Raw genomic sequence first — 14,367 nt, forward strand, 5'->3', positions numbered from 1 at the left:
CACCAAACGTCTTACTCCTGTTACAACACCAGATCACAAACAGAGAAGGATAATCGACCATGTTGAATAGGAAAACCGAGAAAATATTGACGCGATGTATCAAAGAAAACAAAGAAAATGTATACCGGCTTGCTTACAGTTATGTGAAAAACAAAGAGGATGCCCTCGACATTGTGCAGGATTCTATTTATAAAGCGATGACACGAATGGATTTGCTAAAGGATCACGATGCCGTGAAAAGCTGGTTTTACAGGATTGTCGTGAATACTTCCTTAGACTTTTTGCGCAGAAACAAGAAGGTTCAGACGATGGAGCCAGAGATAATAGAAACCTATAGTCCGGCTGTTGAGGATAGCTATACAGATATGGATTTGAAAAGAACACTGGAAGAGCTGCCGGCGAAATACCGAAGTGTGATTGTGCTTAGATATTTTGAGGATATGAAGATTAATGAAGTGGCTGAAGTTCTTAACGAGAACACCAATACAATAAAGACAAGGCTGTATCAGGCCCTTCAGTTATTGCGGGTGAAGCTGAATGATGAAGCCTTAAAGGAGATAAAGTAAGATGGACGAAAGAATACAAGAATTACATAAAGAGTATACCGATATTCCCATTCCGGAAGAACTTGATTTGATTGTAAACCGCTCTATAAAGCAGTCACTTAAAGCCAATAGAAAAAAACACACGACAACTAAGTGGGTGGCTAGTGTTGGTGCGGCCGCAGTTATTTTTCTAGTAGCCATAAACACTAGTACAACCGTAGCTAGTGCATTATCTTCCATTCCAGGCGTTGATCGGATAATAAAAGTACTAACTATTAAAGAATACGTTGTAGAAGAAGAGAACTACGATGCTAATATCAAGGTTCCAGCCGTTACCGATATGGAAAACAAAGAACTGGAGCTTGGATTGAACAGCAAATATTTAAGTGAGAATAAAGCACTATACGAAAAGTTCCAAGCGGAGATCGAAGCGTTGAAGGAACAAGGTGGGGGCCATTTGGGGCTGGATGTAGGTTATGAAGTGAAAACGGATAATGAGCGCATTTTCTCCATTGGCAGATATGTTGAGGAAACCGCTGGTTCATCTTCAATGGAAGTTACTTTTGATACGATAGACAAAGTGAACCAGATCCTTATTACATTGCCAATGCTATTTAAAGATGATCAATACATTGAACGCATCAGTGAAAATATTAAAGAACAGATGATTGCTCAAATGAAAGCAGACTCTGAGAAAGTTTACTGGATCCCTGAGTATGGCGATGATGTGCCAACGGATCAGTTTACCTCCATTACGAAGGATCAGAGCTTTTATATCAACACCGAAGGTAAGCTTGTGATTGTGTTTAACAAATACGATGTCGCACCTGGTTATATGGGCTCCGTTGAATTTGTGATACCAACCGCGGTGCTTGCTGATGATTTGGTCAGTCAGAAGTATATTCAATAAAAGAATTCTGGGAATAACGTGATCTGAGTCCGAAACTCTGCACAAAAGGTGATAAAAGTGGAAATAAGATCATCTGGGTCCGAAGGTTTAGCCAAAACTCTTCGTCAAAGCCTCAAACATCGTTTGATGTCATTATTTTACGGGGGACGCAGCAGCTAACGGACTCAGCTGACCCTAAACGCAGCATTATCGCACTTTTGCAATTCTATCGGACCGCATAGTCGCTATTGGCACGAAAAACACGCCCCAAGCACACTTTTCTAACGAATAGCTGCACTGGGGTCCGAAACTTTGCACAAAAGGGGATATAAGCGGAAATAAGGTCATCTGGGTCCGATAGTCTAACCAAAACTCTTCGTCAAAGCCACAAACATCGTTTGCTCTCATTATTTTACGGGTGACGCAGTAGCTAACGGACTCAGCTGACCCTAAACGCAGCATTATCGCACTTTTGCAATCATAACGGACCGCATAGTCGCTATTGGCACGAAAAACACGCCCCAAGCACACTTTTCTAACGAATAGCTGCACTGGGGTCCGAACCTCTGTACAAAAGGTGCTAAATGTGTAAATAAGGCCATCTGGGTCCGAAAGTTTAGCCGTAAATAAATCGTTCTACTGCCGCAGCAGTAGCAGTAATATCCGGGTTAGAATTGTCGATCAACACAATATTTTCAGCCGGGAGCGGCCATTCTACCGTACGGTTGCCAAGAGAAGTGCGGAATTCATTCCAATGCTGGAACTTCCATTCATCTAGTGGTGATTGTCTGTCTTGAATTCGTTCCCGGTACAATTCCTCGTTGGCTAACCCTACCAAGACAACCTTGACCTCAACATCATGAAGGGAACGCCCGATCCGAGCTAATTCATGGCTGATCCAGTCAGGATTGGCCGCCTCTTTGGTAAAGGGACCAACTGCAAAAGCATCGACGTCCAAGCCTATATTATCCAGCGCAGCATCCATAGTGATTCGATAACCTAAATCGCGGCATAACCTTTTGTACTCAGCTGAGTCTCTATCTGCCGGATCCAGTCCGTGTAAAGTCATTATCGCGTCAGCAGCAGGCCGTAGTAGAATATCCATATCGAAAAAAGGTATTTTGCGCCGCGAAGCAATCGCTTTAGCTAACGTTGTTTTGCCTGCTCCAGCTGGACCAAGAAAAAATACAAGTTTATTCATTTCTAATTCTCCTTAGTTCTCAAGTCAACTCCAATGTGTATCTATGCATACTATCATATAAAAGATGACGAGCAATCGCCAGCGTAATCCCATTCTCGGCAAATGACGGTTCACAAAACTAAAATTGCTCGCGGATTAGTCCATAAAATGATAATTTTTTGCTTCTCCATTGAGTTTTTAGCTAATCCTGCTTATAATATAGCGAGAAAAATAAGAAAAAGGTGTCCATAAATGAGCATATTAAATGTTGAAGGATTAAGTCATGGCTTTGGAGATCGTGCGATCTTTAAGGATGTTTCATTCCGTCTCCTAAAAGGCGAGCATATCGGATTATTCGGCGCTAACGGCGAAGGAAAATCCACTTTTATGAATATTGTTACAGGCAAACTGCAACCTGATGAAGGTAAAGTCGAATGGTCCAAGCGGGTGCGTGTTGGCTACCTCGATCAGCATGCAGTGTTAACCAAAGGAATGACGATTCAAGATGTACTCAGAAGTGCTTTCCAGTACCTGTTCGATCTTGAGCAAGAGATGAACGATATGTATGGCAGAATGGGTGACGTTTCACCTGAAGAGCTGGAAAAGCTGCTTGAAGAAGTAGGTACCATCCAAGATACACTTACAAATCAAGACTTTTACATGATCGATGCGAAAGTACAAGAAACCGCGCGTGGACTAGGGATTACTGACATTGGATTGGATCGCGATGTAGCCGATCTTAGTGGTGGTCAACGCACCAAAATCTTGCTTGCTAAGCTATTGCTTGAAAAACCAGATATTTTGCTCCTCGATGAGCCTACGAACTATTTGGATGAGCAGCATATTGAATGGCTGAGACGTTACCTTCAAGAGTATGATAATGCTTTTATTCTGATCTCACATGATATGCCATTCTTGAATAGTGTTATCAACCTGATCTACCATATGGAAAATCAAAAGCTGACCCGTTATGTGGGTGATTATGAGCAATTCCAACAAGTCTACGAAATGAGAAAACAACAGCTTGAATCTGCTTATAATCGCCAAAAGCAAGAAATAGCAGAGCTGAAGGATTTCGTAGCTCGTAACAAAGCCAGCGTGGCTACCCGTAACATGGCGATGTCCAGACAGAAGAAGCTCGACAAGATGGAGATCATCGAGATTGCCAAGGAGAAACCGAAACCACAGTTTAACTTTAAAGAAGGTAAAACTGCCGGCAAGATGATTTTCGAAGCAAAAGAATTGGTTATCGGCTACGACTCTCCATTGTCCAGACCGCTTAATTTATTGATGGAGCGTGGACAGAAGATCGCGTTGGTTGGGGCAAACGGAATTGGTAAAACAACATTGCTGCGCAGTATTTTAGGTGAAATCTCTGCATTGTCTGGTTCAGTAGAACGTGGATATCATCAGGAGATTGGCTATTTTGAGCAAGAGATGAAAGAAGGCAATTACAAGACTTGTATTGAGGAAATCTGGGATACATTCCCGTCTCTGTCACAATTCGAAGTACGTGCTGCTCTAGCTAAATGCGGATTAACCACGAAGCATATTGAGAGTAAGATTGCTGTACTAAGTGGTGGGGAAAAAGCTAAAGTGCGTCTATGTAAGCTCATTAATAGCGAAACTAATATTCTCGTATTAGATGAGCCGACGAACCACTTGGATATCGATGCCAAAGATGAACTGAAACGCGCTCTAAAAGCATACAAAGGAAGCATTCTTATGATTTCTCACGAACCCGATTTTTATCAGGACATCGTAACCGATATCTGGAATTGCGAAGATTGGACAACGAAAGTATTCTAATAAGTAAGTCTTTGATGAACAAGCCTATGAGTGATAACGAATCTGTTACGCTTCATAGGCTTTTTTTAGCGGAATAGAATGGGATCTTAACAGAGACAGGGAGGGTCTATGTGCTAGAGAATAAAATGGATCAGCTTAACAGCTGTGTTCAGCGGATTTTTGAAGAATCCGAAGCAAAGATAGTCAATTTTACATGTGAAGATTTAAATTATAAAACACCTAACTTTACAACAGCGGGTATCTTTCGTCTAAGCGGTTTTGCATCTATTAATCATAAGCAGCTTCCATGGTCAATCATATTAAAGATAATCAAGCCAGATAGTGCGGAGAAAGATAATCTTCAGCATCACAATTACTGGCGACGAGAAGCTCTAGTCTTTGAATCCAAGATTCTCGACGAGCTTCCTAGCTCAATCAAGGCACCTAAGTGTTATCTTGTTGAGGAACAAGCAGATGGTACCGTATGGTTATGGATGGAACGAATAGATGGGGAATATGCTTACACAAAGGAACAGTTTGATTACATCGCTGAACAGTTAGGTCGTTTCAATGGAACTTATCTGACAGGAAAGAAAATTCCTGATGAGAAGTGGATTTGCAGAAACTGGCTTAAATCATGGACTACCTCGAGTAAAATCTACGCCCCTAATCCAGCAAAATATATAAATCAATTACACAATGATAATGAACGTAGTATCTGGACATGGTTCCAAGACTTCACAGACCAGATTGACAGAAGGTTGCGTTCTTTGAATAGCTTGCCGCGAGTGCTTGCACACCAAGACCTCAGTCAAATGAATATGCTGCTAACTCAAAGTGATACGGACGGCGAACAGCTGATATTAATTGACTGGCAATTTATGAGTATATCGGGGATAGGTGAAGACCTTGGCAAAATGTTTGGCGTAAATATGAGCTTAGGAGTTTTTCCTAATCATCGCTACGAGGAATATAAAGAGTCTTTATTCCAAAACTATATCGAGGGATTAAAAGATTCAGGATGGCAGGGGGACGAGTCCCTTGCAAGATATGGTTATTGTTTAGGCACTGCTTTACGTTGTATCTGGGAAGTGCCTCAATACTTTTCATTGGCCGCACAGTTAAAAACGGATCCAACTAACCTAAAGCTTCAAGATCGAGTTTCCCAATTGGAGCAAATTATTAATATTCAACGGAATATGGCGACAGAATGTATCAAGATGAATACATGGGCGCAATTTATCTAAAATGTAGTTAAAATCTATCCTCTACAACTGGATACAAAGAGAAAAGGAGCTCCCCACGGGAACTCCTTTTAATTAAACCTCAATGATGATTGGAAGAATCATTGGCCGCCGTTTCGTTTTTTCGTATAGGAACTTACTTAATGATTCTTTGATGGTCTGCTTGATGATATTCCATTGGCCGAGATCCGTTTCGTTCATTTTTTTAAGGGTCGATGTTACATGCTGGTTGATCTCGTCCATTAAATTATCGGAGTTACGGACATAAACGAATCCTCTGGAAATAGTGTCTGGCTCGTTTAATAGACGTCCATCGGTTTGGCTCAGTGTAATCACTGTAATCAGTATGCCGTCTGCTGACAGCTGGCGACGATCGCGAAGCACAACATTTCCAATATCTCCGATCCCAAGGCCATCCACTAGAATTTGCCCAGCGGTCACTCGGCCGGATTGGCGGACAACACCAGACGATGACTCGACGATGTCTCCATTTTTTAGAATAAAGATATTTTCCGGTTTGACGCCTACCGCCTCCGCTAACAAGCTGTGATGATGCAGCATACGGTATTCACCATGAATCGGAATAAAGTATTCAGGTTTCATTAGAGTCAGCATTAGCTTAAGCTCCTCTTGGCTGCCATGTCCTGAGACGTGAAGCTCACTGCGTGAACCATAGATGACTTTAGCGCCCAGCATATATAAATTATCGACAATCCTTGAAACATTCCGTTCATTCCCCGGGATGGGATTGGCTGCGAGCAGCACCGTGTCCCCAGCCTGGATCTCCATCAATCGATGGCTTGAGTTCGCTAAGCGGGATAGTGCGGCCATGGGCTCTCCTTGACTGCCTGTACATAAAACAGTTACCTGTGCCGGAGTGAGCTTAGCAGCTTCTGCAGGTTCGATCAGCATATCGTCCGGAATGTTCAAATAACCGAGTTCTTGGGCCACTCTGACTACATTTACCATACTTCTGCCGAGTAAGGTCAATTTACGTTCAGTTAAGTGAGAAGCATCAATGATCTGCTGTAGACGATGTACATTTGAGGCGAAGGTAGAAATAAAAATTCTACGGTCTGCTTTTAAAAAGGCTTCTTCTATGTGAGCGCCAACAAGCTTTTCAGAAGGGGTGAAGCCAGGACGCTCAGCATTAGTGCTTTCTGACAGCAAGATCTTTACACCGTTTTTCCCAATATCGGCCATTTTATGTATATCTGGATACTGCTTGTTGACAGGCGTCATGTCAAATTTGAAGTCTCCCGTATGAACTACGATACCTTCAGGTGTATCGAATACTACGCCAAGGCAATCTGGAATACTATGATTTGTATTAAAAAATGTTGTAGTAATGGCTCCCAGGGTTAACGTAGATTCTGAATTAATACAATGGAGTTTCGTTTGTCGTAAAATTCCATGTTCCCTAAGTTTATTTTCGATTAATCCTAAGGTTAAACGGGAAGCATATATTGGGATATTCAACTGTTTAAGCAGGTAAGGAATCCCGCCGATATGATCCTCATGTCCGTGAGTCACCACCAACGCTTGTACCTTATCAATATTATTTAATAAATACGAAACATCAGGAATAATTAGGTCAATCCCTAAGAGACTTTCATCTGGGAATTTAGAGCCGCAATCAATGACAACAATATCATCTGCGTATTGCAGGATATACATATTTTTACCAATTTCATGAACCCCGCCTAATGCTGCAATCGAGAGTTGCTTAGCTGCCATTTTCATTGAAGCCCCTCCTAAATAAATTTCTCTATATTATGTTTGAATCCCATTATAATTATCCATTCTGAAGCTTGATACAATATAATAACTGAAGAAAGCTAATCGAAAGATAGGAGAACGTTACTCATGAATATCCGACTATTACAAATGAAAGATAATAGCTCCATTGAAAAGGTCATTAGGGACTGCCTAATTGAGTTTGGCGGGAATCGCTCGGGTCTAGCCTGGGAGGATGACAGCCTGCATCATTTATCAGATTATTATAATCATAGTGAGAATCGGGCTTATTGGGTTGTCGAAGAGGGAGGGGAAGTATTAGGGGGGTGTGGCATTGCTCCTTTCGGGAATGATGACAAGATATGTGAGTTGCAAAAAATGTATTTATCTCAGTCGATTAGAGGTAACGGGATAGCCAACGAACTTTTAAACACAGCGCTGGACTTTGCCAAGCTTCATTACAACCAATGTTATTTGGAGACACTTCAAAACATGCACGCAGCTAACCGTTTCTATATGAAAAATGGATTTGAGCTTTTGGATGAACCGCTTGATGGGTCGGAGCATTTTGCTTGTGATGCTTGGTATATTAAAAAATTAATGTAATTGCTTTAAAATGTTGGAGGCCTGGATTACCAGGCTTTTTTTGATCTAAGGTAATGATTTTTTATTTGACAATAAAACCGTCCAGACGGTATAGTAAATAACAGAGGTGATTATCGTGAACAGTAATTCAAAACGAAGTAGTATTTTATTAGCAGCTTCTATAGTAGTTAAAAATAATGGGGTGGAGAAGCTTACGCTTGAAGCCGTTGCCAAAGAAGCGGGGGTCAGTAAAGGTGGACTGCTGCACCATTTTCCGAATAAGGAAGCTTTAATAAAAAGTATGGTGGAAGAGTTAACAAGTGATTTTTTCAGTAATGTTCAAGAAAGAGTAGCGAATGCATCTAGAGAAACGGGGAAGTGGGGACGAGCGTTTGTTCAGGCGATTGACGACGATCTTAAGGAAGAGCAAGAGATTAGCACCGCGCTTTCGGCTGCTCTTTTTACGAATCCGGATATCCTTAAGAAATTTCAAGATCAATACTCAGTATGGCAAAACAATATAGAGAACGATGGAATAGATCCTGTACGTTCCACAATTGTCAGGCTGGCAGCGGACGGTTTATGGTATTCAGAAATGTTCGGATTAGGAGCTTTAGATAAGGATTTACGAGATAAAGTAATTCAAGAATTAATAAACATGACGGAGTAAGGAGGGGCTATTGTTGAATTCATATATGTTACTGGCAACAGCGATTATCTGCGAGGTATTTGGTAGCTCCATGCTTAAGGTTTCTAACGGGTTTAAAAAGATTTTACCTTCAATAGGAGTCGTACTCGGCATGGGTTCAGCCTTTTATTGTCTTTCTTTAGCGCTTTCAACGATTCCACTAGGGACGGCTTATGCTATTTGGTCGGGGGTAGGTACGGCTTTAACTGCGTTAATTGGAGTCATCATTTATAAAGAAAACTTCAATCTGAAAAAACTACTCGGCCTGATTCTTATCATTGGTGGAGTAGTCATTATGAAACTTTCTGGTGGATCTCATTAGAGCTTGGAGGAAATGTTATGAACAAGAATAAGGGTTTTTGGGTACTTGGGGTAGCTATTATAAGCGAAGTAATAGGTACAACTATGCTGAAAATGTCAGAAGGGTTCACACAAATATTGCCTACTATAGGTGTTATTATTGGTTTTATTATCGCATTTTATAGTTTGTCCATAAGTCTCAGAGTTTTACCTTTAAGCCTAGCTTATGCGATTTGGGCAGGTGTAGGTACAGTTCTAACCGCAATCGTTGGTATCGTAATATGGGGGGATCCATTTAGTATGCTTACACTTGCAGGCATAGTATTAATAGTTGGAGGTGTGGTTTTATTAAACTCTCCAGATTCAGCTAATGAAAAAGAACTTAAAACGACAAGTTAATCTTCATAAAAAACTAGGGCCTGAGAAATCAGGCCTTTATTTGATGGACGTGATGTTAATAGATTCCATATTTAGGGTAGTTTCGCGATATTGGTATCACATATCTTTTCCGTAGAATTACATCTTATAGCTTGATCCGCTCTTTCTCTATAATGAGAGTGTCTCACATTGAAAGGAGGATCGGTTGTTATTTAATGTGCTCTGAGATGAATTTGATTGTAAACGCTATCATTTGAGCACTCCGATAAGGCGACACGTTAGTGAGTATCTACATTAAGAGGAGGATTATAATGCGCAACAAGTATGTCGTATGGTCGCTTGTAGTAACCCTGTTGATTTCAAGTTTATACCTGGCAGCGGGTCCGTTCACATTTGTTAGTGCCTCTGGTGGCGCGAATTTGACGCTGGGCAAAACTGTGACGGCTAGTGGTCAATCACAAACGTATAGTCCAAACAATGTGAAAGACAGCAATCAAGAGACGTATTGGGAAAGCAGCAATAATGCATTTCCGCAATGGATCCAAGTAGATCTCGGTACAGAGACAAGTATTGACCAAATCGTATTGAAGCTGCCAACGGGCTGGGAGACGCGTACGCAAACACTCGCCGTTCAAGGCAGCACAAATGGATCTACATTCACTGACATTGTTGGTTCAGCTGATTATGTGTTCAATCCTTCAGCAGGAGGGAACACCGTTAAGATTGATTTTTCAGCAACCAGCACTCGTTATGTACGCCTGAATGTAACAGGTAATACGGGTTGGCCGGCAGCGCAAGTATCTGAGTTCGAAATTTATGGAGCTAGTACACCAACACCGACGCCAACAGCCACACCAACGCCAACAGTTACACCAACGCCAACAGCCACACCGACGCCTACAGTCACACCAACGCCAACAGCCACACCAACGCCAACAGTCACACCAACGCCAACAGTCACACCAACGCCAACAGCCACACCAACGCCAACAGCGACACCAACGCCAACGGCCACACCTGTTGCGGGCAGTAATATCGCGGTTGGCAAATCGATTACCGCATCCTCTAATACGCAATCATTTGTGGCAGCAAATGCTAATGACAACAACACCAACACATACTGGGAAGGTGGCAGTAATCCTAGTTCATTGATACTTGACCTGGGGTCAAACTACAACGTTTCCTCCATCGTTCTAAAGTTAAATCCAGCCGCTGCATGGGGAGCACGTACCCAAACGATTCAAGTGCTCGGTCACAATCAGAACACAACGACATTTGGGAATCTGGTGTCAGCACAATCGTATTCGTTTAATCCAGCTTCAGGAAATACAGTAACCATTCCTGTTACCGCAACTGTCAAACGTCTACAGCTTAATATTACTGCCAACTCGGGTGCTCCAGCTGGACAGATCGCCGAATTTGAAGTATACGGTACTCCAGCTCCGAATCCGGATTTGGTGATTACTGGCATGTCCTGGTCACCAACGAATCCGGTTGAGTCTAATGCGATTACGCTGAACGCAATCGTAAAGAATATCGGCAATGCCAGCTCTCCAGCTACTACTGTTAATTTCTATTTAAATAATGAGCTTGTAGGCTCAGCTCCGGTAGGTGTACTAGCAACTGGAGCATCGACAACAGCATCGATGACACTTACCGCAGGAGTTAAGCCTGCCGCAACGTATTCAGTTAGTGCCAAAGTTGATGAAGACAACCTAGTTATCGAACAAAATGAAGCGAATAACAGCTACACGAACCCAGCGTCACTTATTATCGCTCCAGTGTCCAGCTCTGACTTAGTGGGAACTGTTACATGGACACCAAGTAATCCTGTTGCTAATAACAATGTAGCGTTTAATGTAAATCTTAAGAATCAAGGAACCATTGCCTCTGCAAGTGGTTCACATGGTATAAGCGTTGTTCTTAAAAACTCTGCGGGTTCCACTATTCAAACCTATAATGGATCTTATAACGGTGCCTTAGCAGCGGGGGCAATAGTTAATGTAGCGATTCCAGGGACTTGGACAGCGATTAATGGTAACTACACAGTCACCACTACTGTTGAAGTGGATGCTAATGAGATAGCTGCCAAGCAAGCGAATAATGTAAGTGTTTCTAATCTCGTTGTCTATGCTGCGCGTGGTGCAAGCATGCCGTATAGTCGATATGATACCGAGGATGCTACACTCGGGGGTGGCGCGACATTGAAATCGGCGCCAACCTTTGATCAAGGATTAATCGCCTCTGAGGCTTCTGGCCAGCGTTATATAGCTCTTCCTTCGAATGGTTCGAACTTAGAGTGGACGGTCAGACAGGGTCAAGGCGGCGCAGGTGTAACTATGAGATTTACAATGCCTGACTCTGCAGATGGGATGGGATTGAATGGTTCACTGGATGTGTATGTGAATGGAGCGAAAGTAAAAACAGTTTCCTTAACCTCATACTACAGCTGGCAGTATTTCTCAGGTGATATGCCTGGCGATACACCTAGTGCTGGACGTCCACTATTCCGTTTTGATGAAGTTCACTGGAAGATGGATACACCCCTCCAACCTGGGGATAAGATTCGAATCCAGAAGAACAATGGAGATAGCTTGGAATATGGTGTGGATTTCCTTGAAATTGAATCTGTTCCAACAGCAATTGCCCGCCCAGCTAACTCCGTATCTGTAACAGATTACGGTGCTGTGGCAAACGACGGACAAGATGATCTGGCAGCTTTTAAAGCTACTGTAAATGCAGCCGTGGCAAGCGGAAAGTCTATTTATATTCCAGCAGGAACCTTTAATCTTAGCAGTATGTGGGAGATTGGTACTGCTAGTAATATGATCAATAACCTCACTATTACTGGTGCTGGTCTCTGGCACACCAATATTCAGTTCACCAATCCTAATGCTGCGGGCGGTGGTATTTCACTCCGTATTTCAGGTAAGCTAGATTTCAGTAATGTATATATGAATTCTAATTTGCGCTCACGTTATGGACAAAATGCAATTTACAAAGGTTTTATGGATAACTTTGGAACCAACTCTATTATCCATGATGTCTGGGTAGAGCATTTTGAATGCGGAATGTGGGTAGGCGACTACGCTCATACACCTGCGATTTATGCTACCGGGCTGGTAGTTGAAAACAGTCGGATTCGGAACAATCTTGCAGACGGCATCAACTTCTCGCAAGGAACTAGCAATTCAATTGTACGCAATAGCAGTGTGCGAAATAATGGTGACGATGGTCTTGCAGTATGGACCAGTAACACAAATGGTGCACCTGCTGGTGTGAATAATACCTTCTCGTATAACACCATTGAGAATAACTGGCGTGCGGCAGCGATTGCTTTCTTTGGAGGAAGTGGTCATAAGGCTGATCATAACTATATCATTGATACAGTTGGTGGTTCCGGCATACGTATGAATACCGTTTTTCCAGGTTATCATTTCCAGAATAATACGGGTGTAGTTTTCTCAGACACAACCATTATTAACAGTGGCACGAGTAAAGATCTTTATGGGGGTGAACGTGGCGCAATTGATCTTGAAGCATCAAATGATGCTATCAAGAACGTTACATTTAATAACATAGACATCATTAATACCCAGCGTGATGCGATTCAATTTGGATATGGTGGTGGATTCGAGAACATCGTGTTCAACAACATCAATATTAACGGTACAGGACTTGATGGAATAACAACTTCACGGTTCTCAGGTCCACATAAAGGTGCAGCTATTTACACCTATACAGGCAATGGTGCTGCAACCTTTAATAACCTGACAACCTCCAACATTGCTTATCCGAATCTGAATTATATTCAGAGCGGTTTTAATCTAACGATTCACTAATTTTATGTACGAGGTTGAGGGAGAAGCTCTTAGGAGCTTTTCCCTTTTTAGCTTGAAACGAGCTGGATATCTCTAAATTGCCAGAAGGATAATGACTACATGAACAAGAAATTAATATAAGGGGAATTTAAACTATTAAATTTTTGAAATTCTTTTGCAGATGTGTTGATTTCATCATCTTATGTTCGTCATAGCAGATGCGTCGGATCTCAAAGGACCTCCTGATTTTGTTAAACAACTTACTGCGCTTATTCAGGCAAACCATTTAATTACTTAAAGGGAGAGATGAAAAATGAATCAGGAAGTAATCGATTTTATTGAAGCGCTAAAAGAATCATGGCAGGTGGAGTTGTCCACCTCACTACGTGAGGTTGTTCATCAGGCTATACCGGATGTGCAGGAACGTATTCAGTATAAGAAACCTCATTTTTTGAAAAATGGAAAATACGCTGCGGCCATCTCGACATCAAAAGACGCAGTCAGCTTTGTAATCTTTAATACAACCGAGCTAACGCTTCCAGAGGGAGTATTTGAGGGACCACCTGAAAGGAAAACCCTGAAGCTTCGAAAAGGAGACACATTTGATTCTGCACAATTGGTCTCTTTAGTTGCTCAAGCTTCAGCTTCTCTTTGATCCATACTTATATTAAAAGGACGATATCTCAAAGTCATTTGACTTCATGGGAGATCGTCCTTTTTGACGATTATACAGTTTTAGTTACTCGTTGTAGTGCTGAGATAGTGAATCTGCTCTTCCAGGATGGTACTTGCTTTGCCTAAAAATGTTGTTATAAGCTCAAGCTCCTGCTCAGTAAAGGAAGACGCCAGTTTAACCATCTTAGTGTGTAAAGGAAGGTAGGCATTTCCAACGTCGTTATTCTCATATAAAGGAACAATGATCACCTTACGACGGTCATTGAGGTCATGTTCTCTGCGAACAAAGCCGTTTTTTTCAAGTCGATCAACTAATGTGGTAATGCTGCCTGTAGTAAGTCCAGTTAATTTGGATAGCTCGCCGGCGGTGATAGGACCTTTTTCATGAAGGATATCTATAGATAGAAAATCGTTATTGTATAACCCTAGAGAAGTTGCTACTTTTTGCTGATACAAAACCGTTCGGCTACCTAGGCCCCGCATGCATAAAGTTAAGTCTTCCTGCTGAATTGTAACTTGATTGTGTCGATCTCTTGA

Annotated in this window: 13 protein-coding genes; 10 read left to right on the plus strand and 3 right to left on the minus strand. The window is 42.0% G+C overall.

Annotation, left to right across the window (positions count from 1 at the left end):
• Nucleotides 1–59 precede the first annotated feature (59 nt).
• Both MKY54_RS14970 and MKY54_RS14975 read left to right on the plus strand, forming a co-directional pair.
• Nucleotides 60–566 carry a sigma-70 family RNA polymerase sigma factor gene (locus tag MKY54_RS14970; protein WP_076125785.1) on the plus strand — a complete coding sequence of 169 codons (507 nt, stop codon included), beginning with the start codon at nucleotides 60–62 and terminating at the stop codon, nucleotides 564–566.
• A 1-nt stretch (nucleotide 567) separates the two neighbouring features.
• Nucleotides 568–1,455, plus strand: coding sequence for an RsiV family protein (locus MKY54_RS14975; RefSeq protein WP_076134938.1), 888 nt, complete (start codon nucleotides 568–570; stop codon nucleotides 1,453–1,455).
• Nucleotides 1,456–2,050: 595 nt separating this feature from the next.
• On the opposite strand, the gene MKY54_RS14980 is transcribed toward MKY54_RS14975, so the two are convergent.
• Nucleotides 2,051–2,635 carry an AAA family ATPase gene (locus tag MKY54_RS14980; protein ID WP_339190995.1) on the minus strand — a complete coding sequence of 195 codons (585 nt, stop codon included), beginning with the start codon at nucleotides 2,633–2,635 and terminating at the stop codon, nucleotides 2,051–2,053.
• A gap of 231 nt (nucleotides 2,636–2,866) precedes the next feature.
• On the opposite strand from MKY54_RS14980, the gene MKY54_RS14985 reads away from it, so the two are divergent.
• The gene (locus MKY54_RS14985) at nucleotides 2,867–4,423 is read left to right on the plus strand and encodes an ABC-F family ATP-binding cassette domain-containing protein (protein WP_036677991.1); all 1,557 of its coding nucleotides are present in this window, start codon (nucleotides 2,867–2,869) and stop codon (nucleotides 4,421–4,423) included.
• Nucleotides 4,424–4,533: 110 nt separating this feature from the next.
• On the plus strand, nucleotides 4,534–5,649 hold the full coding sequence (locus MKY54_RS14990; RefSeq protein WP_339190998.1) for a phosphotransferase: 1,116 nt from the start codon (nucleotides 4,534–4,536) through the stop codon (nucleotides 5,647–5,649).
• 72 nt (nucleotides 5,650–5,721) lie between these two features.
• Here MKY54_RS14990 and MKY54_RS14995 read toward each other — a convergent pair whose 3' ends face one another.
• Complete coding sequence (locus MKY54_RS14995) at nucleotides 5,722–7,383, minus strand: ribonuclease J (RefSeq protein WP_076302129.1); 1,662 nt, start codon at nucleotides 7,381–7,383, stop codon at nucleotides 5,722–5,724.
• 129 nt (nucleotides 7,384–7,512) lie between these two features.
• Here MKY54_RS14995 and MKY54_RS15000 point away from each other — a divergent pair, with 129 nt between their 5' ends.
• From MKY54_RS15000 to MKY54_RS15025, 6 genes are all read left to right on the plus strand, one after another.
• Entirely contained in the window at nucleotides 7,513–7,989 is a 477-nt protein-coding gene (locus MKY54_RS15000; protein ID WP_339191001.1) for a GNAT family N-acetyltransferase, read from the plus strand.
• 115 nt (nucleotides 7,990–8,104) lie between these two features.
• Nucleotides 8,105–8,638 (plus strand): TetR/AcrR family transcriptional regulator, encoded by a 534-nt coding sequence (locus tag MKY54_RS15005; RefSeq protein ID WP_076125775.1) that lies wholly within the window; start codon nucleotides 8,105–8,107, stop codon nucleotides 8,636–8,638.
• Between the two features lie 13 nt (nucleotides 8,639–8,651).
• Entirely contained in the window at nucleotides 8,652–8,978 is a 327-nt protein-coding gene (locus tag MKY54_RS15010) for a multidrug efflux SMR transporter (protein WP_339174161.1), read from the plus strand.
• A 17-nt stretch (nucleotides 8,979–8,995) separates the two neighbouring features.
• Nucleotides 8,996–9,355, plus strand: coding sequence for a multidrug efflux SMR transporter (locus MKY54_RS15015; RefSeq protein ID WP_076217536.1), 360 nt, complete (start codon nucleotides 8,996–8,998; stop codon nucleotides 9,353–9,355).
• A gap of 290 nt (nucleotides 9,356–9,645) precedes the next feature.
• The gene (locus MKY54_RS15020; protein ID WP_339191004.1) at nucleotides 9,646–13,176 is read left to right on the plus strand and encodes a discoidin domain-containing protein; all 3,531 of its coding nucleotides are present in this window, start codon (nucleotides 9,646–9,648) and stop codon (nucleotides 13,174–13,176) included.
• Nucleotides 13,177–13,468: 292 nt separating this feature from the next.
• On the plus strand, nucleotides 13,469–13,810 hold the full coding sequence (locus MKY54_RS15025; RefSeq protein ID WP_076125767.1) for a DUF1801 domain-containing protein: 342 nt from the start codon (nucleotides 13,469–13,471) through the stop codon (nucleotides 13,808–13,810).
• Between the two features lie 80 nt (nucleotides 13,811–13,890).
• On the opposite strand, the gene MKY54_RS15030 is transcribed toward MKY54_RS15025, so the two are convergent.
• Nucleotides 13,891–14,313: a MarR family transcriptional regulator gene (locus MKY54_RS15030; RefSeq protein ID WP_256721010.1), complete on the minus strand. Its 423-nt coding sequence runs from the start codon at nucleotides 14,311–14,313 to the stop codon at nucleotides 13,891–13,893.
• Nucleotides 14,314–14,367: the final 54 nt, after the last annotated feature.

The sequence above is a fragment of the Paenibacillus sp. FSL P2-0121 genome, assembly GCF_037975345.1.
Lineage (GTDB): Bacteria > Bacillota > Bacilli > Paenibacillales > Paenibacillaceae > Paenibacillus_AQ > Paenibacillus_AQ odorifer.